This window comes from Sphingosinicella terrae (assembly GCF_003347635.1).
Lineage (GTDB): Bacteria > Pseudomonadota > Alphaproteobacteria > Sphingomonadales > Sphingomonadaceae > Allosphingosinicella > Allosphingosinicella terrae.
In genome coordinates, this window is sequence record NZ_QDFY01000007.1 from 160,911 (window position 1) to 183,787 (window position 22,877).

Below are 22,877 nucleotides of genomic sequence, written 5' to 3' on the forward strand. Positions count from 1 at the left end.
CGTACATTACTTGACCCGCCGAATCAAGAGGCGGTCCACGCCCGGCAACAGGAACAATCATGATCTTCCAGGCACTTGGGCGCTCCGCCTTCGGCGCGGCGTGCGCGCTTCTTTTCCTTTCCGGCTGCGCCGGCGAAGCCCCGCCTCCCCCTCCGCCACCGGAGGTCGAGGTGGTCCAAATTCGGGCGCAACCGGTGCCGAACGTGATCGAGCTGCCCGGCCGGGTGCAGGCGGTGCGGACGGCGGAGGTGCGGGCGCGGGTCGACGGCATCGTCCAGCGCCGCCTCTACGAGGAGGGCACCGATATCGGTGCCGGCCAGGGCCTGTTCGCGATCGATCCGCGCGAGCTTCGCGCCAGCCTGAGCGCGATGCAGGCGACGCTGGCCCGGGCCCAGGCCAATGCCTCCAACGCGCAGCAGGACGTCGATCGCTATCGCGGGCTGGTCGAGCAGCAGGCGATCAGCCAGCAGGAATATGATTCGGCGGTCGCCCGGCTGCGGACGGCGCAGGCGGACGTCGCCCAGGCGCGCGCGCAGGTCGAGAGCGCCCGCCTGACGCTGAGCTACACGACGGTGCGCGCGCCGATCGCCGGCCGGGCGGGCCGCGCCCAGGTCACCGAGGGTGCGCTGGTCAGCGCCGCGGCGGGAACGCTGCTCACCACGGTCGAGCAGATCGACCGCGTCTTCGTCAATTTCGGCCAGTCCAGCTCGGAGCTGCTGGCGCTTCGGCGGAGCATGGCCTCCGGCCAGCTGTCGATCGAGTCGCTGGGGCAGGTCCAGGTCGAGCTCGAGCTCGAGGACGGCACCACCTACGGCATCATGGGCCATATCGACTTCCTCGACCTGGCGATCGACGAGGGGACCGGCACGGCCGCGCTCCGGGCCGAGTTCCCCAATCCCGGCCGGCTGCTGCTGCCGGGGCAGTTCGTCCGTGCCCGCATCCGCGCCGGCACCCGCGCCGACGGCATTCTCGTTCCCCAGCGCGCGGTCCGGGTCGGCGAGACCGGCGGCAGCGTGATGGTGGTCGGCGCGAACAATGTCGCGGAAGTGCGTCAGGTCCGTCTCGGCGAGCTGATCGGCAGCGCCTGGATCATCCGCGACGGTCTGCGGCCGGGAGACCGGGTGATCGTCAACGGGCTGCAGAAGGTCCAGGCCGGACAGCCGGTGCGGATCGCGGCGCCTTCCGGCAGGCGTCGCGCCGCGGCGCCTGCCGCCACGCCCGCCGCCGCCCGTTGAGGATCGCGAGATGAGCCCCCGCTTCTTCATCGACCGGCCGATCTTCGCCTGGGTCGTCGCCTTGTGCATCAGCCTCGCCGGAATGCTCGCGCTGACCGGGCTCTCGGTCGAGCAATATCCCTCGGTCGCGCCGCCCAGCCTGACGATGCGCGTCACCTATCCCGGCGCGGACGCGGCGACGCTCGAGCAGAACGTCACCCAGGTGATCGAGCAGGAGCTGAACGGCGTCGAAGGCTTCCTCTACATGTCGTCGACGAGCAACTCGAACGGCTCGGCGACGATCACCATCACCTTCGAGACCGGGACCGACATCGACAAGGCGCAGATGGACGTCCAGAACCGCCTCACGCTGGTCGAGCAGCGGCTGCCGGAGGAGGTCCGGCGCCTGGGCATCCCGGTGCGTGAAGCCAATAGCGGATTCCTGCTGCTGGTCGCCATCGGCTCCAAGACCGGGAGCACCGACCAGCTCGCGCTCGGCAACTTCGCCAACGCCCGCATCGTCGACGAATTGCGGCGCGTCGAAGGCGTCGGCGACGTCCAGGTCTTCGCCTCGCCTTATGCCATGCGGGTCTGGCTCGATCCGGAAAAGCTGGCCAGCTATCGGCTCTCGGCGTCGGAAGCGCTGGCGGCGGTGCGCGAGCAGAACAGCCAGAGCCCCGGCGGCCAGATCGGCGATCTCCCGATCTCCGGCGATACCGAGATCAACGCGACGATCCTCACGCAGGGCCGCTTCACGACGCCCGAGGAATTCTCGAGCATCATCCTCAGGGCCAATCCCGATGGCTCGGCGGTCACCCTGGGCGACGTCGCCCGGGTCGAGCTCGGCGCGCAGGTCTATTTATTCGATTCCGAGCTCAACGGCCGGCCGGCCGCCATGGTCGCGATCCAGATGACTCCGGGCGCCAACGCCCTTTCCACCGCCCATGGCGTGCGGACGCGGATGGCGGAGCTGGCGGAGACCTTCCCCGAGGATATCCGCTGGGAGGTGCCCTACGACACCACCCTCTTCATCGACGAATCGATCAGCGAGGTGCTCAAGACGCTGGTGGAGGCGATGGTGCTCGTCTTCCTGGTCATGTTCCTCTTCCTGCAGAATTGGCGCGCGACCCTGATCCCGACCATCGTCGTGCCGATCGCCCTGCTCGGCGCCTGCCTCGGCCTGTGGGCGTTCGGATTCTCGATCAACGTGCTCTCGCTGTTCGGCATGGTGCTCGCCATCGGCATCCTCGTCGACGACGCCATCGTCGTGATCGAAAATGTCGAGCGGATCATGGCGGAGGAGGGGCTGTCGCCCTATCAGGCCACCGTCAAGGCGATGCGCCAGATCACCGGGGCGATCGTCGGCATCACACTGGTGCTGATGGCCGTCTTCGTGCCCATGGCCTTCTTTCCGGGCACCACGGGCCAGATCTACCGACAGTTCGCGATGACGCTGATCGTCTCGATCGGCTTTTCCGCCCTGATGGCCCTGTCGCTGACGCCGGCGCTCTGCGCCACCTTCCTGAAGCCGCATCAGGCGGCGCAGGGGACGCCGCCGAACCGGGTCGCGCGCTGGTCGAGGGCCTTCTTCGGGCGCTTCAACAGGTGGTTCGATCGCACCACCGACCGCTACCAGATGCGGGTGGGACGGATGCTCGCGGCGCCGCTGCGCTGGCTCGCCGTCTTCGCCCTGATGCTCGGCCTGACCCTGATCCTGTTCACCCGGCTTCCCGGCGGTTTCCTCCCCGCTGAGGACCAGGGCGTCGCGATCACCGTCGTCCAGGCGCCTCCGGGAGCGACCCGGGCGCGCACCGAGGAGGCGGTCCGGCAGGCCCGCGCCTTCTATCGGGAGCAGGCCACCACCGAGAATATCGTCGTCATCCGCGGCTTCAGCTTCTTCGGCGAGGGCCAGGCCAATGCGATGATGTTCACCACCTTGAAGCCGTGGGAGGAGCGACCCGGCGTCGAGAACAGTTCGCTCACGCTCGTCCAGCAGGCCATGGGCCATCTCATGCAGATCAAGGAGGCGATGGCCTTCGCGCTCAATCCCCCGGCGATTCCGGAGCTGGGAACGGCGGGCGGCTTCACCTTCAAGCTGGAGGACCGCGGCGGCAATGGCTACGCGGCCTTGCTGGCCGCCCGGAACCAGCTGATCGGTGCCGCCAGCCAGAGCCCGATCCTGACCGGCGTGCGGCCCGAGGGCCAGGAGGACGCGCCGCAGCTGCGCATCACCATCGACCGTATCGAAGCCCGAGCGCTCGGTCTCGCCATCGGCGACGTCAACGCCACCCTGGCGATGGCGTTCGGCAGCGCCTACGCCAACGACTTCACCTATGAGGGGCGTGTGCTGCGTGTCCTCCTCCAGGCGGACGCGCCCTATCGCATGACGCCCGAGGACGTCCTGGCGCTGCGGGTGCGCAACGAAGCGGGCGAGATGGTCCCGTTCGGTTCCTTCACCCGCGCCGAGTGGACTTCCGGGCCGCAGCAGCTCCAGCGCTATAACGGCTACCCGGCGATGACCATCTCAGGACAGGCGGCGCCCGGCCGGTCGACCGGAGAGGCGATGAACGAGATGGAGCGGCTGGCGGCCGAGCTGCCGGACGGCTTCGCCTATGAGTGGACCGGCATCGCCTACGAGGAAAAGCAGGCTGCGGGGCAGATCGGCATGCTGCTCGGTCTCTCGCTGCTCGTCGTCTTCCTGCTGCTCGCCGCCTTGTACGAGAGCTGGGCCATCCCGGTGTCAGTGCTGCTGGTGGTGCCGCTGGGCGTACTCGGCGCCATCCTGCTCACCATGACGCGCGGGCTTTCGGCGGACGTCTATTTCAACGTCGGCCTGATCACGATCATCGGCCTGGCCGCGAAGAATGCGATCCTGATCGTCGAGTTCGCGATCGAGCAGGAGGCGCAGGGCAAGAGTCCGCTGGAGGCGACGATGGAGGCGGTGAAGCTCCGACTGCGGCCGATCATCATGACCTCCCTGGCCTTCGTCGGCGGCATGATCCCGCTCTTCATCGCCAGCGGCGCCGGCGCTGCCAGCCGGCGCGCGGTCGGCACCGGGGTGATGGGCGGGATGATCGCCGCCACCATCCTCGGGATCTTCTTCATCCCCGTCTTCTACCTGTCGGTGCGCCGCTGGCTGAGCCGCCGCCGCGCGCCGACCCAGCCCGGTACCGCCGCCGGCCCAACGGAAACCGCTCATGTCTAGACTGACCCCGCTCGGCCTCGCCTTGCTCCTCGCCGGCTGCAACCTCGCGCCGCCGCACCAGCGGCCCGATCTTCCCGCCCCTTCCGACTTCCCGGCGGATTATTCCGGCGACGTCGAGCTCGGCCGCCGGGCGGCCGAGATCGGCTGGCGCGACTTCTTCGCCGATCCCCGGCTGGCGAGCCTGGTCGAGGCCGCGCTCCAGCGCAATCGCGACCTGGCGGTGGCGGTGGCGCGGATCGAGGAAGCGCGTGGCCTCTACCGCATCCAGCGCGCCGACCAGCTGCCGACCTTGGGCGCCTTCGGCGAAGCCGGGATCAGCCGCACGCCCGGCGCCGCCACCGGCATCCCCGGCGCCTCGTCCTCCACCGACGAGCGCTATGCGATCGGGGTCGGCGTCACCGGCTTCGAGCTCGATTTCTGGGGGCGCGTGCGCAATCTCAGCGAAGCGGCGCGGGCCGAATATCTCGCCACCGTCCAGGCCGAGCGCGCCTTCCGGCTGGCACTGATCCGCGACGTCGCTTCGGCCTATTTCGGCTCGCGCGAGGCGGCGGAGCGGATCGAGCTGGCCGAGGCGACGGTGCGAAGCCGACAGGAAGGCGTCCGGATCGCCCGGCTCCGCCTCGACGCCGGCGTCACCTCGGCGCTCGATTTCCGCCAGGCGGAGTCGCTGCTCACCCAGGCCGAGACGGAGCTCGCGGCGCTGCGCCTCGCTCTCGCCCGCAGCGACAATTTCCTCGGCGTCCTCGTCGGCGGTTCGATCTCCGAGCCGCTCCCCGAGCCGCTGCCGCTGGCGGCCCAGAAGAATGGCGAGCGGATCGCCGCCGGCCTTCCGTCCGAGCTCATGGTCGTCCGGCCCGACGTGGTCGCCGCCGAGGAAAGGCTGCGCGCCGCTCGCGCCAATGTCGGAGCCGCCCGCGCCGCCTTCTTCCCATCCATCTCGCTGACGGGAAATGCCGGATTCGCCTCGACCGCTCTGGGCAGCCTGATCGGCGGCGACGGCCTGAGCTGGAGCTTCACGCCGGCGATCGACCTGCCCATCTTCGATTGGGGGCGACGCGAAGGAAACCTTACCGCCTCGCGGGCGCGGGAGCAGGCGGCGCTCGCCGCCTATGAGGGGATATTGCAGCAGGCGTTCCGCGAGGTCGCCGACGCGCTCGCCGGCCGGCGCTGGCTGGCCGAGCAGGTGGACGCCCAGACCCGCGCCGCCGAGGCGCAGCGCCACATCGCCCGCCTGGCCAGGGCGCGGTATCGCGAGGGCGTCGCCAACTATCTCGAAGTGCTCGACGCCGAGCGCAACCTGTTCACCGCCGAGCAGGCGCTGATCCAGTTGCGCCGAAGCGAGCTCGAGAATCTCGTTTCCCTCTACGTCGCGCTCGGCGGCGGTGCGGTCGAGCGGACGCTGCCATGACGGCCGGCGCCATGCGCGAAGAGGCGGGAAAAACGCGCGAGGAGATCGGGAACCCCGTTCCTTTGCCGGCAGTTGGCGCCGAACCTCGCGACAAGGACAATGGTTCGACTGTGGCCGTCATCGGCGATTATCGGAAGGACGGCTACGCGCATGTTCGCGGCCTGATCCCGCCCGAGGTGGCCGCGGCGTTCCTGCGACGGCTCAGGCAGGACATGGGACCGGACCCGGTGCCGCTCAGCCGGGTGAGCAAGCACCCCAATCTGCTCGCCCGACCCGCGTTCGAAGTCTACGGCCAATTCTATCCGCCGCTGGATTTCTTCCTGTGGGGCCTGACGCCGGCCGCCGGCCGGCTCGTCGGGGTCGACCTTCTGCCCACCTACGCCTATCTGCGCCTGTATCGGGAGGGCGACGTCTGCAAGGTCCATTCGGACCGCTATGCCTGCCAGCACAGCCTGTCGCTGACCCTGGGCTATAGCGACGGAAAGACCTGGGCGCTCGAGGTCGAACGGCGTCGGACCGATCCGTCGGCGAAGGTGGATCCGGACTTTGGCGGGAGCGATTTCGGCGCGGTCGAGATGGCGGTCGGCGACGCCGTTCTCTACCAGGGCGTCCACCATCGCCACGGCCGCACCACCCCGAACCCGAACCGCTGGTCGGCGCACATCTTCCTGCACTGGGTCGAGCGCGACGGCCCCTATGGAGACCAGGCGTTCGACGGCCGCGGCCCGCAAGGCGAGCTGGATTTCGGCTTCGGGTGAAGAGTCGACTGTCCGGTTTTGAACGGTGCCTGTCCGGACGTGGACGCACATTGTCGACCAACGCTGAGAACCAAGACATGCTGGCATGGCATGAGAATTGCTCGTCGTCCGGAAACGGGCGCTGGGGAGAATGGCGTGAGATCGATACTTTTGGCGCTCGGCGGCCTGGCCGTGCTTCAGCCGGTGGCCTTTGGGCAGGCACCGGTCCCGGCTAGCGGACCGGAAGGAGAGCGGAACGGAGCGGTCCAAGCAGGTGAAAGGCTCGCTTCCGCACTTCGCGGCGACGCCGCCGCCCGACGCGCATTCGTCGAGTCGAGCTTTTCCTCTGGAGCACTCGCAAGCGAACCTGCAGCTCGAAGGGCCGCAGCTCTGGACAATCTGGTTCGGGATGCCGGGCAGATCTCGGCCGTGCAGACTCATGTCCGAAGCCCGCGACACGTCGATCTGGTTCTTGCGACCGAGCGAGGCCGATTCCTATCCGCCGTCATTTTCACGAGCGCGCGCGAGCCGGGCAAGATCTCCAGCCTCTTCCTTCTTCCGGCGCGGGACCCTGCAAAGGTCGCCCGCGAGGCGTGGCCGGAATCGGGCGTCCCCCTCGACCGCCTCCCCCGCGAGATCGAATGGCGCATCGCCGAACAGGCACGCGACCAGTTCTTCTACGGAACGGTCCTCGTCGCCCGGGGAGACGAAGTCCTGTTCCGCGGCGCCTATGGTCCCGCCAACATTCAGACTTCCACACCCAACAGCGTGGATACGCTGTTCAACTCGGCATCCGTCGGAAAGATGTTTACGAGCGCGGCGATCCTCGCGCTCGTCGATCAGGGCAGGATAAGCCTCGACGATCCTGTCAGGAGGTGGGTGCCCGAGTTTCACGCAGCGGGGTCGGACCAAACCATCACCCTGCGACAGCTTCTATCCCATACCAGTGGCGTCGGAGACTGGCCGGCCCAGTTCAGGCCGCATGCCAGCCAGCGGGCCGCGGTGGCGACGATGAACGGCCCCCTGATCGCCGAGCCCGGCGCCCGCATGTACTACAGCAACGCCAACTACGTCCTGCTGGGCGCGGTCCTCGAAGCCGTTACCGGAAAGGGGCTGGAAGAGGCGCTTCGTGATCTAGTCTTCCGCCCCGCAAGCATGACCGCGACGACGCTCGCATCGGGTGCCGAGGCCGGGAACGGAGCGATCAGGTATCACTTCGCCGAAGATGATCCTCTGGGATTTCGAGGCCATGTGCCGCATCTCGAGACTTACGGCCTTCGCGCGGATGCGTCCGGCGGTGCCTACACGACCATCGACGATCTGTTCGCCTTCCACCGGTCACTTTATCATGGGCGGCTGCTGAGCGCGGCACTCACCCGCGAGATGCTCTCGCCGGTCGTCGACTTTCCGGGTACCCCTCGCCCCTCCAGATATGGTTTCGGCATGCGCTTCGGCAGCTGCGGCGGCCGCCAGACCTTCGGGCATTCCGGGGGTGGCCCGAATGCCGGCGTCAGCAATGCCACCTATGCCACTCTCGACGGAGAATGGACGGTGATCGTCCTTTCCAACGCGAATGCCGCAGGGGAAGAACTCGCCATCTCCCTTTGCGAAGCCGTGTCCAGGCTGGAATAGCCGCAGGGGGCGTGGCGACCGCTTCCACCCGGCCGGCCTTCGGCCCGACCGCGACGATCACGAGGCTGGAAGGCCAGTCGTCCCCCCGCCCACCTTCGCTCCTCCGGAGCTTCCGCGGGCAGCCGTCGCCCATGTCGGGCTGGCTTGCCAGCCGAAGCCCGTAGGGCGAAATTACCAGGTCGTCGCCTCCCCCGGAAACGACGACGCCGCCCCGGGGAGGGCGGCGTACCTGGTAATGGTGGAGCCGAGGGGAATCGAACCCCTGACCTCTGCAGTGCGATTGCAGCGCTCTCCCAGCTGAGCTACGGCCCCATGCGCCTGGGCGGGCGCTCCAGATAGCGAGCGTGCCTCGATGTTGCAATGCGTCGCGCGGCGGCGCCCCAAAATTGTTGGCGCCGGTCCGGCGGAAAGCCGCGACGCAATGCCCGCGGCGCCGGAACGCTGTCGCCGCCCGCTTCGTTTTCCTCCCGATCATCCGAAACCATCGAGAGGAGTATCATCATGGCGCATGACGATCGGTACGAGCGCGGGCGCTGGCCCGAGCGCGGCGAGCAGGGCAGAGGACGCGACCGCGGCGAGCGCCCGCGGCCGCAACGGCTCGGCGAGCGCAACATGCGCGGCGAGACCGACGATCCCGATTATGGCGCGGCGCGCTACGGTTCGGGGCCTTCGGAAGGCTTCGGCGGCGAAGGCTACGGCCAGTCGAGCGATCCCGATTCCTTCTTCGGCGCGCCCGGTTACGATGCGGGCTTCGGCGGGCCTCGCTTCGATCGTCTCGACGTCGGCAGCACCGGCACGCACGGCGTCCACCCCGTCTCCTCGCCTTACGGCGCCGACTATCGCGGCGCGGTCGGGGTCACGCCGGGCGGCGGCTATGGCAGCTCGGCGCGCCGATATGCCGAGCTCGGCCGGCGCGACCAGCAGAGCGGCGGACGCGGCGGTCACGATCCGCATTATGCCGAATGGCGGACCCGCCAGCTCGAGCAGCTCGACCGCGATTATGACGAGTATCAGCGCGAGCACCAGCAGCGTTTCGAAAGGGAGTTCGGCGCGTGGCGCGAGCGCCGCGGCCAGCAGCGCCAGGCCGTCGGCCGGGTCACCGAGCATATGGAGGTGGTCGGCTCCGACGGCCGCCATGTCGGCACCGTCGATTGCACGCGCGGCGAACGGATCATCCTCACCAAGAGCGACCAGAGCGCCGGCGGCCATCACCATTCGATCCCGTGCGGCTGGATCGAGACGGTCGATGACAAGGTGAGGCTCAACATCAGCGGCGAACAGGCGCTCGAGCGCTGGCGGGACGAGGAGAATAGCGGCGCCTTCTTCGAATCCGACCGGGACCGTGGCGGTCGTCGCGACGACGCGAGCGGCCCGCATGTGCTGAACCGCGCCTTCTCGGGCACGTATCCCGATCGTGACCGCGACGATCGCTGAATCGAGGCGGGTCGGCACCCGCCTTTGACTCTCCGATCCGTTGCCGCGAAAGCGGTCCGGGGCCGCGACCCGCCCAGGAGGCGGCCCCGGACCCGCTGCCGCGGGATGACGAGAGGGAGGAAGACTTGTCCGATACCACCCGCGCCTGGCACCTGGTTTCCCGCCCGTCGGGGATGCCGACCATGAACAATTTCGAGCTGAAGGAGACGGCGCTCCCTGCGCTCGAGGACGGCTGGGTCCGCGTCGACAATGAATGGCTGTCGGTCGATCCCTATATGCGCGGGCGGATGAACGACACGCGGAGCTACGTTCCCCCGTTCCAGCTCGGCGAGCCGCTCCAGGGCGGGGCCGTGGGCCGCGTGGCCGAAAGCCGTTCTCCGGATCTCGACGTCGGCGACACCGTCGTCCACATGCTCGGCTGGCGCGAGACGTCGGCCGGCCCTGCCCAGAACTTCACCCGGGTGCCGAGCCTGCCTTTCGCGGTCGAGACCCATCAATGGCTCGGCAATCTCGGCCTGACCGGCGCCACGGCTTATTTCGGGCTGCTCCGCGTCGCCGAGGCGAAGGCGGGCGAGACCGTCTTCGTGTCGGCCGCGGCCGGCGCTGTGGGTTCGGCCGTGGTCCAGATCGCCAGGGCCCGGGGGATGACCGTGATCGGATCGGCGGGCGGCGCGGAGAAATGCGCCTGGGTGAGCGAGCTCGGCGCCGATGCCGCGATCGACTACAAGGCCGGCCCGATCGACCGCCAGCTGGCGGAGACGCTGAAGCGCCTCGGCAGGAACGGCATCGACGTCTACTTCGACAATGTCGGCGGCGACCATCTCGACGCCGCCTTCGCCGCAGCCGGACAGAATGCCCGCTTCGCCATCTGCGGCATGATCGAGGACTATAACAAGGGCTCGACCCACGCCTTCCGCTATATCATGCGGATCATCGCCGCCCGGATCGCGATCAAGGGCTTCCTCTATTTCGATTACCTGGCCGAGCTGCCGGATTTCTACCGGGACATGGCCGGCTGGATCTCGGGCGGGCAGGTCACGTCGCGCGAGACCGTGCGGGAGGGACTGGAGAGCATGCCCGAGGCGTTCCTCGACCTGTTCCGGGGCGCGAACGTCGGGAAGATGCTGGTTCGACTGTGAGGGCGGAGAGCGGACATTTGCGTAATCGCCCGTTCACCCGAATGTCCTACATTGCGTTCGACGCCTCAAATCCTATCTAGGCGTTGACGGACGCTCCCTCGCCGGCCGCGAGGCGCGAGGCATGCGGAAGGCGTCGGTCCTTCCGCTGAAGACGAGAGAGACGCGACTTTATGGCAGACGACAATCGCACGCCCCAGAATGGCGGCTCCGACAAGGATCCGTCCGGCAACAACTGGATGAAGAGCCTGCTCATCTGGGCCGGCATCATCCTGGCCCTGGTCCTGTTCGTCCAGATGATGGGCGGCTCGTCCACGCCGGCGCGCGATGCGATTCCCTATTCCGAGTTCCTGAACCGGGTCGAGGAAGGCTCGGTCCGTCAGGTCGTGATCGGCAAGGAGGTGATCTCCGGCCGGATGACCAACAACGAGACCTTCCGAACCAACGCGCCGCCGCAGGACACCCAGCTGATCCAGCGCCTGCGCGAGAAGGGCGTCGCCTTCGAGGCGCAGCCCGAGGCGCAGACGAGCTTGTGGACCTATCTGCTCGTCCAGTCGCTGCCCTTCCTGCTGATCCTCGGCATCGCCTTCTTCGTGATGCGGCAGATGCAGAAGAATGCCGGCTCCGGCGCGATGGGATTCGGCCGCTCCAAGGCCAAATTGCTGACCGAGAAGCATGGCCGCGTCACCTTCGACGACGTCGCCGGCATCGACGAGGCGCGCGAGGAGCTCCAGGAGATCGTCGAGTTCCTGAAGGATCCGACCAAGTTCGCCCGGCTCGGCGGCAAGATCCCGAAGGGCGCCTTGCTGGTCGGCTCGCCCGGCACCGGCAAGACCCTGCTCGCCCGCGCCATCGCCGGCGAGGCGAACGTGCCTTTCTTCACCATCTCGGGCTCCGACTTCGTCGAGATGTTCGTCGGCGTCGGCGCCAGCCGCGTGCGCGACATGTTCGAGCAGGCCAAGAAGAATGCGCCGTGCATCGTCTTCATCGACGAGATCGACGCGGTCGGCCGCCATCGCGGCGCCGGCCTCGGCAACGGCAATGACGAGCGCGAGCAGACGCTGAACCAGCTGCTCGTCGAGATGGACGGCTTCGAGGCGAACGAGGGCATCATCATCATCGCCGCGACCAACCGGCCCGACGTGCTCGATCCGGCCCTGCTGCGCCCCGGTCGCTTCGACCGCCAGGTCGTCGTCCCCCGGCCGGATATCGAGGGCCGCGAGAAGATCCTCGCCGTCCACATGAAGAAGACGCCGCTCGCCCCCGACGTCGACCCGCGCACTATCGCGCGCGGCACGCCGGGCTTCTCGGGCGCGGACCTTGCCAATCTCGTCAACGAAGCGGCCCTGCTCGCCGCCCGCAAGGGCAAGCGCCTCGTCGCGATGCTCGAGTTCGAGGAAGCCAAGGACAAGGTCATGATGGGCGCCGAGCGCCGCTCGATGGTCATGACCGAGGAGGAGAAGCGCGCGACCGCCTATCACGAGGCCGGGCACGCTTTGGTCTCGCTCCATGTCGACGGCTGCGATCCGCTCCACAAGGTGACGATCATCCCGCGCGGCCGCGCGCTCGGCGTCACCTGGAACCTGCCGGAACGCGACCGCTACTCGATGTCGATGAAGCAGATGAAGGCGCGGCTCGCGCTCTGCTTCGGCGGCCGCATCGCCGAGCAGCTCATCTACGGCCGCGACGCGCTCAACACCGGCGCCTCCAACGACATCCAGCAGGCGACCGACATGGCCCGCTCGATGGTCATGGAATATGGCATGAGCGAGAAGCTCGGCTGGCTTCGCTATCGCGATAACCAGGAGGAGGTCTTCCTCGGCCATAGCGTGGCGCGCAGCCAGCACGTCTCCGAGGAGACCGCGCGCCTGATCGACGCCGAGGTCCGCCACCTGATCGAGGAAGCCGAGGGCGCTGCCCGTCAGGTCCTCACCGACAATCTCGACGAGCTGCACAGGCTCGCCGGCGCCTTGCTCGAATATGAGACGCTGAACGGCGACGAGGCGAAGCGCGCGATCAGGGGCGAGGATATCGGACGCGAAGATGCCGGCCGCTCGAGCGTGCCGCAGATCACCGGCTCGAATATTCCCAGCACCCGCCGTCCCCGCGGCGGCTTCGGGGGTCCGGCACCGGCCAGCGCCTGAGCCAAGACGTCATCGACCGAGAGAAAGGCCGCGCCGTCGCTCGACGGCGCGGCCTTTTCTTTCGACTGTTCCCAGGTTCAATCCCGGTTCAGACGGCCGCCGCTCTTTCGGGCCCTGCCAAGAGGGGGGAGCGTATCCATGAAGAACAAGCTGCTGCTGACGGCCCTGCTCGTCCTAGCGCCGGCGACCGCGCTTCATGCCATGACGGTGGGCACCTTTCTCGAAAAGGCCGACGCGCTCCAGAAGCGCGGCGTCACTGCCTTGTTCTCCGCCGATTTCCGCCTGCTCAAGAGCGAGGTGAAAGGGGCGAGCGAAGCGCTGCGGAGTGAGCGGCTGGCCGCCCAGCGGGCGGGCCGACGGGCGGCCTATTGCCCGCCCGATCGCCCGAGCCTGAACTCCGACGAGATATTGGCGTACTTCCGGAGCATCCCGGCCCCGCAACGGAACCGCACCGAGGTGCGCGACGCGCTGCGCGGCCTGCTGGCCCGGAAATATCCCTGCGCGAGCTGATCCGGAACGCCGCGGCCGGCCCGCGGGTCAGCCGGCGCCGCCGAGGCTCAGCAGCAGCGACACGAAGAGCGACAGGGCGATGAACGCGAACAGGATGAGCAAGAAGGTCCGCCACAATGCGCTCCGCCGGCCGAGGCCGTACGTCCCCTTGAGGTGACGGTAGATGTGGAGCGGCGGGACGATCAGCATCGCCAGCTCGGCCAGGTCGCCGAGGTTCAGCGGCCGCAGCAGGCTGAGCGCGATCAGGCCCAGGCTCATGAAGGTGATCGAATAGGTCACGAAGACGATGTGGTCGTAGGCGCCGAACCGCCGGTAGCGACGCCGATGCAGGAAGAGCAGCCAGACGAACGGCACCGAGATCGGGATCAGCGCCCAGGAGAACTTGTAGGCATTGGTCTGGAGCTTGTAGGCGACGAGCGCCGGATTCTCCTGCGCCTTGCGGATCGAATCGTCGATCCAGCCGAGGCCGGTCGGGCTGGCCGTCTCGAGCAATCCCGATTCGCGAGCGTCCGCAATGTCGGCACCGGTCAGGATCCGGGTTGCGCTCATCGCCCGCTCGGTCGCGGCGAGGTCCTGCTCGACCGAGGCGAGGTTGCGGTCGACCGCGACCGTCGCCTGTCCGGCCCGGACCAGCCGCTGCCGCTCTGCCCTTAACTCGGCCAGATCCTCGCGCAGCTCCGCCTGTTCCTCCCCCAGGTCCCTCGCCGCCTGCTCGCGCGCGCCCGCCTGCGCCTCCTGCGATGAGCTGAACGGACCGCCGACGAGCGAGAAGACGGCGAACATCGTGAAGACCGAGAAGAGGAAGAGCGCGACCGGCGAGACGAAGCGCGCCCGCTCGCCGTCGATATAGCGTCGCGTCAGCTCGCCCGGCCGCCAGGCGAGCAGCGGGAGGGTCCGCCAGACCTTGCCTTCGAAATGAAGCACGCTGTGGAGGAGGTCGTGCCAGAAGGCGCCGAGGGTGCGGTGGACGTGTCCGGACTGGCCGCATCGATGGCAATAGCTTCCGACCAGCTCGGCGCCGCAATTGAGGCAGTTGCCGCGGGAGGCGTGCGCCGCTTCGCCCGCCGCCGGCTCGACGGCGCGGGCGACCATGCTGCCCTCGATGGCTTCGCCTATGCCTTCGATCCCCGCCACGCCGCCTTCCCCCTGACCGCCCAAATATGCCGCAACCGCAAAGACCCGTCGAGTGGGGGCGGGCGCGGGGCTTCAGCCGAGCGCGCCGATGCCGAGCAGGAGGACGAAGAAGAAGCTGGCGGTGACGACGCAGAAGTTCAGCAGGAGGAAGGTTCGCACCAGGGCGCCGAACCAGTGAAGCCGGTAGGCCTGCTTGAGCTGGCGGTAGACATGGACGGCCGGGATGAAGATCCCGGCAGAGGCGATGACCGGCGTCACGACGCCGGCAAAGCCCAGCACCATCAAGGCGGTGCCGAACAAGGTCATGAAGGCGAGCGAGTAAGTGACGAAGACGGTGTGATCGTAGAGGCGAAAGCGCCGCGTCCAGAAGAAGAGCAGCCAGACGAACGGGACCGAGAGCGGGACGAGCAGCCACGAGAATTTGTAGCCGTTCGCCTGCAGCTTGTAGAGCGCGAGGCCCGGATTGTCGTTGAACTTCTCCAGCCCCTTGTCGAGCCGCGCCCAGCCGGTGTCGAGGTCGGTGCCGGTGTCGACGAACCGGCCGGTTCCGCTGCCGAGCTCGACGATGGCGTCGAGCTGCTCGCGGGCGCCGGCAATCTCGCGATTGAGGGAATCGAGGGTCGCCGGCTGCCCGTTCGCCTGCAGCACCCGTTCCCCGCGGGCGAAGGCGGCGCGGCGGTCATGCGCCTCGCGAAGCTCGCGCGTGGCCCCGTCCCGGGCAACGCCGATGCTCTGCTGGATCGCGCCGCTCTGCATGACGTCGAGATTGCTCAGCGACAGCCCGAAGACCTGAAGCACGGCAAACATCACGAAGATCGAGAACAGGAACATGCCGAACGGGGACACGAACTTGACGCGCTCGCCATGGACATAGCGCCTTGTCAGCTCGCCGGGCCGCCAGACCAGGAGCGGCAGGGTCCGCCAGAACTTGCCGTCCAAATGGAGGATGCCGTGGACGAGATCGTGGCCGATGGCACCGATGGAGCGATGGAGATGCGCCTTCTGTCCGCACCGGCGGCAATAAGGGCCGTCGAGAGGCGCCTCGCAATTCAGGCAGCGGTCTTGGAAAGCCGAAGAGGCGTCCGCGCTTCCGGCCAATGGGTCCCTTTCCTGCATTGCGTTCCCGATCCCCTCGGTTTTGCGGCCTCCCCGTGGCCCCACGGCGCTCCATGGCCTCGCGCGGCATCGTCGTCGAGCCGTTCGCAGTGGCGGGGCCGCATGCTATCGCCTGCCGCCATGATGCGCACCGGCCTTCTTGGCGGCTCCTTCAATCCCGCTCATCGCGGCCACCGGCACATCAGCCTGCGGGCACTGGATGCGCTGGACCTGGACGAGATCTGGTGGCTGGTCTCGCCGGGCAACCCGCTCAAGCCGGCAAAGGGCATGGCCCCTCTGGCCGCGCGGTTCGCCTCCGCCCGCCGGGCGGCCCGCCGCGCGCGGATCCGCCCGACCATCATCGAGGCCGATCTCGGCACCCGTTTCACCGCGGACACGCTGCGCAAGCTGCTGCGCCGCTATCCGCGCCGCCGCTTCCTGTGGCTGATGGGCGCGGACAATCTCGCCCAGTTCCATCGCTGGCGGGACTGGCGCGCCATCGCCCGAATGGTTCCGATTGCAGTCGTGGGCCGCCCCGGCTATTATGAGGCAGCCCTCACGGCACCCGCCATGGGCTGGCTGCGTCGCTACGTCCGGCCCGCAGCCGAGGCTCGGCACTGGACGAGTTGGAGTCTACCGTCGCTCGTGCTGCTTCGATTGCCGCCCGACCACAGCTCCGCCACCGCCCTTCGCGCTGCCGATCCCCAATGGCACGAAACTGCCATCAAGCCGTTTTATCTCATGGCATTGCGGGACGGCGTGACCCGCAAGCCACTGCCAGGAAGGAGGCCGTTTGCCCCGCAACGCACCCGCTCCGAGTGAACGCGGAGCCGACGAACAGGCCGAGACCCTTCACGATCTCGTGCTTCGTTCCCTCGACGACGACAAGGCGCTCGACGTCGTTTCCATTCCCCTGGGCGGCAAGTCCAGCATCGCCGATTATATGGTGATCGCGAGCGGACGCTCGACCCGTCAGGTCGCCTCCATGGCCCAGAAGCTCACCGAGCGGATCAAGCGCGAGCTCGGCCGCAACGTCCGCGTGGAGGGACTCCCGGTCGGCGATTGGGTGCTGCTCGACGCCGACGACGTCATCGTCCACCTGTTCCGGCCGGAAGTGCGCAGCTTCTACAATCTCGAGCGCATGTGGGCGTTCGAGGAGCGCGCGCCCGAGGATCGCGCCGTCGCGATCTCCGGCTGAGCGGGGTCGCCGCGCCGACGGTCGGGCGCCGGCGCCTGGCCGACATCGGCCGGCGGGGGAGGGTACTTGCAGCTTCACATCCTCGCGCGAGGCAAGATCGGTCGCGGCCCCGAGGCCGAACTGGTCGATCGCTATCTCAAGCGGATCGCGTGGCCGGTGAGGCTCACCGAGCTGCCGGATCGCGGCGGACGGTTTCCGGCCGATGATGCCGCCTTCAACATCCTGCTCGACGAGAAAGGCGAGATGCTCTCCTCGATGGAGCTCGCCCGCCTGCTCGAGACGCTGCGCGATTCCGGCCGAAGGGAGACCCGGTTCCATCTCGGCGGGGCGGACGGCTTCGATGAGGTCGACCGCCGCGGCGCGGACCGCCTGATCGCCTTCGGCCGCGCCACCTGGCCGCATTTGCTCGCGCGGGCGATGCTCGCGGAGCAATTGTTTCGGGCGACGAGCATCCTTGCGAACCACCCTTATCATCGCGAAGGATGAGGCGGTGCGCCGATTGCCTCTCTTTGCCGCCGTCACCGCCCTCGCCGCCTCGCTCGTCTCCTGGGGCTTTGCCGCATCGGCTGCCCGCGCCGGCGATGCGGCGGCGCTCGCTCTGGCGAAGCGGGAGGCCGAGCAGGCGACCGCCCGCTCTCGCGCGCTGGAGCGCCAGGCGAGCCGGGCGACCAACGCGGCCGAGCGGGCGCGGGCGGAGGCGGAGGCGCTGGCGGCGCGGATAGAGGCTGCGGAAGCCGAGCTCACCGCCGCCGAGCGCCGCACGGGCATCATCGCGTCGCTGATGTCGGCGCAGCGCGCCCGGCTCGCCGAACGCCAGCAGCCGCTGGTCCGTCTGACCGCCGCGCTGCAGACGATGGCCCGCCGGCCGGCGGCGCTGGCCCTGGTCCAGCCGGGGTCGGTCCAGGATACGGTCCGGGTCCGGTCGCTGCTCGCGGCAACCCTCCCGGAGATCCGGCGGCGCACGGCGGTGTTGCGTGCCGAGGTCGAGCGCAGCGAGGCGCTGCGTCGGCAGCTCGTTCAGGCGCGCTCGGCGCTCGCCGACAGCCGGCAGGCGCTGCAGCAGCGCCGGGTGGAGCTCGCCCGCTTCGAGGCGGCCGAGCGGGCGCGTTCGCAGCAGCTTTCCGGCCTGGCGCTGGCCGAATCCGATCGTGCGCTCGCCTTCGGAGAAGAAGCCCGAGCGCTCGCCCGGCTCCAGGACCAGCGCCAGTTCCAGGCCCGGCTCGCCGCCAGTCTCGCGGAGCTGCCCGGGCCGTTGCCCCGTCCCGGCAGCGAGTCCGAGCCTCCCCCGCCGCCGGCCATTCCCTACGCCCTGCCCGTCGAGGGGCGGGTGGTCACCGGGGTCGGCGAGATTTCGGACGGCGGCGTCCATTCGCGTGGCCTCACCCTCGCCGTGGCCCCGGGCGCGCGGGTGGCGGCGCCGGCGGCGGGGCGGGTGGCCTATGCGGCGCCGTTCCGAAGCTACGGCCATGTCGTCATCCTCGATCATGGCCGCGGCTGGACCACGGTGGTGACCGATCTCGCCACCCTCGGCGTCACCCGCGGCCAGCGGGTCCGCCGCGGCACGCCGATCGGGCGCGCCGGCTCCGACTCCCCGCGGGTAACGGTCGAGCTGCGGCGGGAAGGACGGCCGGTCCCGGTCGCGCAGATCATCGCCGGCTGAACGACTTCGTTCCCCTTTGAATCTTCGGCCCCGTCCCCACATTCGCAGGAACCGTCATTCATCCCCGGTTGCTTTTCGCCGTCCTAGAAACGCGGTAGAAGCCGGCACCATTCAGCCCAGCAGGAACGCGATGGCCAACAATCTCCTCCGATCGGTCGCTCTCGTCGCGGCGGTCGCCTTCATCCCGGCGACGACGGCGTCGCTCGCCCAGGTCGACGTCAACTCGTATCGCGAGATCGACCAGTTCATGAGCGTGCTGGAGCGCGTGAAGGCCGAATATGTCGACCAGGTCGACGACGCGACCCTGATCCGCGGCGCGATCGACGGCATGCTGAACAGCCTCGATCCGCATTCCTCCTATCTGGACGAGCGCGGCTTCAACAGCCTGATGACGACGACCGACGGCAATTATGGCGGCCTGGGTCTCACCGTCACGATGGAGGACGGGGCGGTGAAAGTGATCGCGCCGACTCGGGAGACCCCGGCGGATCGCGCCGGCATCAAGGCGGGCGACTTCATCACCCATATCGACGGCCGGCTCTTCTTCGGCGGGACGCTCGACGAGGCAGTCGACCAGATGCGCGGCGCGCCCGGCACCAACGTCCGGCTGACCATCGTCCGTCCGGGACGCGACCGGCCGTTCGATGTCACCCTGACGCGGGCGATCATCGACATTCCCGCCGTGCGGTCCGAGGTGCGCGACCGGGTCGGCATCCTCACCATCACCACGTTCAATCGCAACACCACCGAGGCGACGCAGCGCGCGATGGCGGACATCGAGCGTCAGCTCGGCGGGCCTCCGCTCGGCTACATCCTCGATCTGAGGTCCAATCCGGGGGGGCTGCTCGATCAGGCGGTCGGCCTGTCCGACCTGTTCCTGGAGCGGGGCGAAGTCGTCTCGCAGCGGGGACGGCGCCGTACCGACATCGAGCGTTACTATGCGCGGCCGGGCGATGCCGCCAACGGCGCGCCGGTGATCGTCCTGGTCGACGCGGGCAGCGCCTCGGCTGCGGAGATCGTCGCGGCGGCGCTGCAGGACCATCGTCGCGGCCTGGTGATGGGCGAGCGGACGTTCGGCAAGGGCTCGGTCCAGACCCTGATCCCGCTTGGCCGGGGCACGACCGCGCTGCGGCTCACCACGGCGCGCTACTACACGCCGTCGGGCCGCTCCGTGCAGGAAGGCGGCATCACGCCCGACATCCAGGTGCCCCAGCTATCCGACCCGGATTATCGCTCCCGCACCCGGGTGCGGGAAGCCGATCTCCGGCGCCACCTCGTCAACGAGGCGGGGGTCGAGGAGGATGTCATCCAGGAAGATGGCCGGCCCGATCCGCGCTTCGCGGCGACCTCCGAGGAGCTCGAGCAGCGCGGGATCGACGACTATCAGCTCCATTACGCGCTGCAGACCATAGCCCGGCTGGGCCAGGTCCGAACCGCCGGCGCGGGCGGCCGCACCGCCAGCCGCTAGGATCGTGGCCACGCTCGCATCGGCCGCCGGGGCGCCGTCGCTGGGGCCGGCCAAGGCGCTTGCCTTGATCGTGCCCGCGGCGCTGCTGGCCGGCGCCTTCGCCTTCGAGCACATCGGAGGCCTCTATCCGTGCGAGATGTGCTGGTGGCAGCGCTGGGCGCACATGGTGGCGTTGCCCTTCGCTTTGCTCGCCTGGCTGCTCGGCGGCCGCCTTGCGGATGGCGGGCGCCTGCTCGTCCGCCTGGCCGCCGCCGCGATCCTGGCCAGCGGGCTGATCGCGGTCTATCACGCCGGGGTCGAGGCCGACATCTTCGAGGGGATCACCCAGTGCACGTCGGTGCAGAGCGGAGGGAGCAACGCGGAGCTGCTGGCCCAGATCATGGCGGCGCCGATCGTGCGCTGCGACGAGGTGCCCTGGTCGCTGTGGGGCGTGTCGATGGCGGGGTGGAATGCGATCCTTTCGCTCCTTGCGGCGTTGTTCATCCTATGGATGACCCTGCGACCCACGCGCATCCGGCGATGAACGCGCCTTCGCCCGCATGGCGGCCCGGCGATGCACGGCCGGACGTCGCTGCGATGCTGCGGGTCGATCAGGCGGGCGAATATGGCGCCACCCGCATCTATGCCGGCCAGCTCGCGGTGCTCGGCGACAATCAGCCGGCGTCGCGGCAGATCGCCCGCATGGCCCAGCAGGAGCAGCGTCATCTCCAGCATTTCGACGCGCTTCTCGCCGAGCGTGGCGTTCGGCCGACCCTGCTCCAGCCCTTCTGGCGGGTGGCCGGCCATGCGCTGGGCGCGGCGACTGCGCTGATGAGTCCGCAGGCGGCGATGGCCTGCACCGCCGCCGTCGAGGACGAGATCGACCAGCATTATTCGGAGCAGCTGGCGGCCCTGGGCGCAGGGGAACCGGCGCTGGCCGCGAGCATCGCCGAATTCCAGGCCGACGAACGCGAGCATCGCGAAACCGCGCTTGCCTCCGGCGCGGAGGAAAGTTTCGGCTATCCCTTATTGTATGCCGCCATCCGAGCGGGTTGTCGTGCCGCGATCGAGCTTTCGAAGAGGATCTGAACCATGCGCCCTGTCACCCTCCTTCTCTCCACCGCCCTGCTCGCGGCCGCCGCGGCGCCGGCCTTCGCGCAGCAGCCCGGCGTCGCCGCGCCCGAGGCGGTCCAGGCGGCGCCGCAGCAGCCCGCGGCCAATTCCGGGCTCGACGAGGAGCGCGTCAACCAGCTCATCATCTATGGCGACGATCCTTGCCCGCCGAGCAGCGGCGACGAGATCACCGTCTGCGCGCGCCTGCCAGAGGATGACCGGTTCCGCATCCCGCCGAACCTGCGCAACGACCCCAACGATCCGGCCGGCCAGTCCTGGGCCAACCGCGCCATCGAGCTGAGCTATGCCGGCCGCACCGGAACCGACAGCTGCTCGACCGTCGGCGGCGGCGGTTTCACCGGCTGCTTCAACCAGATCGTTCGCCAGGCCCGCGCCGAGCGCGCCAATGCCGACCAGGTCAACTGGAACCAGCTGATCGAGCAGGCACGCCAGGAGCGGCTGAGCGGCATCGACGCAGCCGCCCGCGAGGAGGAAGCGGCCGTCCGTGCGGAGGAGGAAGCGAACCAGCCGGATTGAGCGATGGCGGCGCCGGAGTTCAGGCTGCTTCGAGCTCCGCCGCCATGGTGGACTCGATCCAGCCGCCGCCGAGCACGCGGTCGCCCTGGTAGATGACGGCGGCCTGGCCGGGCGCGACGCCATATTCGGGCGCCTCGAACGTCACCGTGCCGGCCTCGCCGACCGGCTCGAAGCGAGCCGGCGCCGGCCTCGCCAGCGACCGGACCTTGACCGAAAGATCCTCGCGCTGGCCTTCGCCCAGCCAGTTGACTCCGCTCAGGGTGGCGGCGCGAACGGCCAAAGCCGATCGGGGGCCGACCACGACCTGGCGCCGTTCGGGCTCGAGGCGGAGCACGTAGAGCGGCTCCGGCTGGCCGCCGAGCTCGAGCCCGCGGCGCTGGCCGACGGTGAAATGGATGAGGCCGCGATGCTCGCCGAGCACCCGGCCGGCGCGGTCGACGATCTCGCCCGGCTGGGCCGCCTCCGGCCGCACCTTCTCGACGACGGCAGCATAGTCGCCCCCCGGCACGAAGCAGATGTCCTGGCTGTCGGGCTTGTCGGCGACGGTGAGCGCCAGCTCGCGGGCCAGCGCGCGCACGGCGGGCTTCGGCAGGTCGCCGAGCGGGAAACGCAGGAAATCGAGCTGCTGGCGGGTGGTCGCGAACAGGAAATAGCTCTGGTCGCGCGCCGGATCGGCCGCCCGGTGCAGCTCGGAGCCGGCCGGCCCCGCCGCCCTTCGAACATAATGGCCGGTGGCGAGGCAGTCCGCGCCGAGGTCGCGGGCGAGCCCGAACAGGTCGGTGAACTTCACGCTCTGGTTGCAGCTGACGCAGGGTATCGGCGTCCGCCCGCGGGCATATTCGTCGGCGAAGCGATCGATCACGCTCTCGCGGAAGCGGCTCTCATAGTCGAAGACATAATGGGCGATGCCCAGCCGATCGGCGACGGCACGGGCGTCGTAGATGTCGCGTCCGGCGCAGCAGGTCCGCGAGCGGCCCGCCGCCTCGCCATGATCGTAGAGCTGAAGGGTGACGCCGATCACCTCGGCGCCGCTCCGGGCGGCAAGCGCCGCCACGACCGAGCTGTCGACGCCGCCCGACATGGCGACGACGATGCGGGCCCCGTCGAGGGGCCGGCCGAGCTGGAAATCCGCTTCGATCACGCGCGCTAGATAGGCGCTCGCCAGTGCGGCGCACACCCCGGACATCCCGCATCAGGCGAGGAATCGCGCTGATCATGTCCGGCGACCGGCTCAACGAGTCACGCCTTGCCGCATTTTACGGTCGATTCACCC

Annotated in this window: 20 protein-coding genes and 1 tRNA gene; 17 read left to right on the forward strand and 4 right to left on the reverse strand. The window is 69.0% G+C overall.

Annotated features, from left to right (window positions below):
* Positions 1-59 precede the first annotated feature (59 nt).
* The 5 genes from DDE10_RS15205 (at position 60) to DDE10_RS15225 (ending at position 8,196) form a co-directional block, all read left to right on the forward strand.
* A complete protein-coding gene (locus DDE10_RS15205; protein ID WP_114953629.1) occupies positions 60-1,235 on the forward strand; it encodes an efflux RND transporter periplasmic adaptor subunit in 1,176 nt (391 codons plus the stop codon).
* A gap of 10 nt (positions 1,236-1,245) precedes the next feature.
* Positions 1,246-4,419, forward strand: a complete 3,174-nt coding sequence (locus tag DDE10_RS15210) for an efflux RND transporter permease subunit (protein ID WP_114953630.1) — start codon at positions 1,246-1,248, stop codon at positions 4,417-4,419.
* Complete coding sequence (locus DDE10_RS15215; protein WP_114953631.1) at positions 4,412-5,827, forward strand: efflux transporter outer membrane subunit; 1,416 nt, start codon at positions 4,412-4,414, stop codon at positions 5,825-5,827. Before DDE10_RS15210 ends, DDE10_RS15215 begins: the two co-directional genes overlap by 8 nt.
* Positions 5,828-5,937: 110 nt before the next feature.
* Complete coding sequence (locus DDE10_RS15220; protein WP_114953708.1) at positions 5,938-6,585, forward strand: hypothetical protein; 648 nt, start codon at positions 5,938-5,940, stop codon at positions 6,583-6,585.
* Between the two features lie 150 nt (positions 6,586-6,735).
* On the forward strand, positions 6,736-8,196 hold the full coding sequence (locus DDE10_RS15225; RefSeq protein WP_162806647.1) for a serine hydrolase domain-containing protein: 1,461 nt from the start codon (positions 6,736-6,738) through the stop codon (positions 8,194-8,196).
* Between the two features lie 236 nt (positions 8,197-8,432).
* Here the strand turns inward: DDE10_RS15225 and DDE10_RS15230 are convergent.
* Positions 8,433-8,508, reverse strand: a tRNA-Ala gene (locus DDE10_RS15230).
* Positions 8,509-8,697: 189 nt separating this feature from the next.
* Here DDE10_RS15230 and DDE10_RS15235 point away from each other — a divergent pair.
* From DDE10_RS15235 to DDE10_RS15250, 4 genes are all read left to right on the forward strand, one after another.
* Entirely contained in the window at positions 8,698-9,630 is a 933-nt protein-coding gene (locus DDE10_RS15235; protein ID WP_114953633.1) for a DUF2171 domain-containing protein, read from the forward strand.
* A 125-nt stretch (positions 9,631-9,755) separates the two neighbouring features.
* A complete protein-coding gene (locus DDE10_RS15240) occupies positions 9,756-10,769 on the forward strand; it encodes an NADP-dependent oxidoreductase (RefSeq protein WP_284734687.1) in 1,014 nt (337 codons plus the stop codon).
* Between the two features lie 170 nt (positions 10,770-10,939).
* A complete protein-coding gene (gene ftsH, locus DDE10_RS15245; RefSeq protein WP_114953634.1) occupies positions 10,940-12,910 on the forward strand; it encodes an ATP-dependent zinc metalloprotease FtsH in 1,971 nt (656 codons plus the stop codon).
* Positions 12,911-13,048: 138 nt separating this feature from the next.
* Positions 13,049-13,420: a hypothetical protein gene (locus tag DDE10_RS15250; RefSeq protein ID WP_114953635.1), complete on the forward strand. Its 372-nt coding sequence runs from the start codon at positions 13,049-13,051 to the stop codon at positions 13,418-13,420.
* 27 nt (positions 13,421-13,447) lie between these two features.
* Here the strand turns inward: DDE10_RS15250 and DDE10_RS15255 are convergent, their stop codons facing one another.
* Both DDE10_RS15255 and DDE10_RS15260 read right to left on the reverse strand, forming a co-directional pair.
* Positions 13,448-14,554 carry a DUF3667 domain-containing protein gene (locus DDE10_RS15255; protein ID WP_114953636.1) on the reverse strand — a complete coding sequence of 369 codons (1,107 nt, stop codon included), beginning with the start codon at positions 14,552-14,554 and terminating at the stop codon, positions 13,448-13,450.
* A 72-nt stretch (positions 14,555-14,626) separates the two neighbouring features.
* Complete coding sequence (locus DDE10_RS15260) at positions 14,627-15,652, reverse strand: DUF3667 domain-containing protein (RefSeq protein ID WP_162806648.1); 1,026 nt, start codon at positions 15,650-15,652, stop codon at positions 14,627-14,629.
* Between the two features lie 138 nt (positions 15,653-15,790).
* On the opposite strand from DDE10_RS15260, the gene DDE10_RS15265 reads away from it, so the two are divergent.
* The 8 genes from DDE10_RS15265 (at position 15,791) to DDE10_RS15300 (ending at position 21,604) form a co-directional block, all read left to right on the forward strand.
* Positions 15,791-16,471, forward strand: a complete 681-nt coding sequence (locus DDE10_RS15265) for a nicotinate-nucleotide adenylyltransferase (protein WP_284734696.1) — start codon at positions 15,791-15,793, stop codon at positions 16,469-16,471.
* A complete protein-coding gene (gene rsfS, locus DDE10_RS15270; protein ID WP_114953638.1) occupies positions 16,443-16,847 on the forward strand; it encodes a ribosome silencing factor in 405 nt (134 codons plus the stop codon). The genes DDE10_RS15265 and rsfS overlap by 29 nt, the downstream gene beginning before the upstream one ends.
* A 66-nt stretch (positions 16,848-16,913) precedes the next feature.
* Positions 16,914-17,333 (forward strand): 23S rRNA (pseudouridine(1915)-N(3))-methyltransferase RlmH, encoded by a 420-nt coding sequence (locus DDE10_RS15275; RefSeq protein ID WP_114953639.1) that lies wholly within the window; start codon positions 16,914-16,916, stop codon positions 17,331-17,333.
* 4 nt (positions 17,334-17,337) lie between these two features.
* The gene (locus DDE10_RS15280) at positions 17,338-18,507 is read left to right on the forward strand and encodes a murein hydrolase activator EnvC family protein (RefSeq protein WP_114953640.1); all 1,170 of its coding nucleotides are present in this window, start codon (positions 17,338-17,340) and stop codon (positions 18,505-18,507) included.
* Between the two features lie 130 nt (positions 18,508-18,637).
* Positions 18,638-19,975 (forward strand): S41 family peptidase, encoded by a 1,338-nt coding sequence (locus DDE10_RS15285; RefSeq protein WP_114953641.1) that lies wholly within the window; start codon positions 18,638-18,640, stop codon positions 19,973-19,975.
* 4 nt (positions 19,976-19,979) lie between these two features.
* Positions 19,980-20,498: a disulfide bond formation protein B gene (locus DDE10_RS15290; RefSeq protein ID WP_114953642.1), complete on the forward strand. Its 519-nt coding sequence runs from the start codon at positions 19,980-19,982 to the stop codon at positions 20,496-20,498.
* A complete protein-coding gene (locus DDE10_RS15295) occupies positions 20,495-21,043 on the forward strand; it encodes a demethoxyubiquinone hydroxylase family protein (RefSeq protein ID WP_114953643.1) in 549 nt (182 codons plus the stop codon). Before DDE10_RS15290 ends, DDE10_RS15295 begins: the two co-directional genes overlap by 4 nt.
* A gap of 3 nt (positions 21,044-21,046) precedes the next feature.
* On the forward strand, positions 21,047-21,604 hold the full coding sequence (locus DDE10_RS15300) for a hypothetical protein (RefSeq protein ID WP_114953644.1): 558 nt from the start codon (positions 21,047-21,049) through the stop codon (positions 21,602-21,604).
* 19 nt (positions 21,605-21,623) lie between these two features.
* Here DDE10_RS15300 and mnmA read toward each other — a convergent pair whose 3' ends face one another.
* The gene (gene mnmA, locus DDE10_RS15305; protein WP_284734697.1) at positions 21,624-22,745 is read right to left on the reverse strand and encodes a tRNA 2-thiouridine(34) synthase MnmA; all 1,122 of its coding nucleotides are present in this window, start codon (positions 22,743-22,745) and stop codon (positions 21,624-21,626) included.
* Between the last annotated feature and the right edge of the window lie 132 nt (positions 22,746-22,877).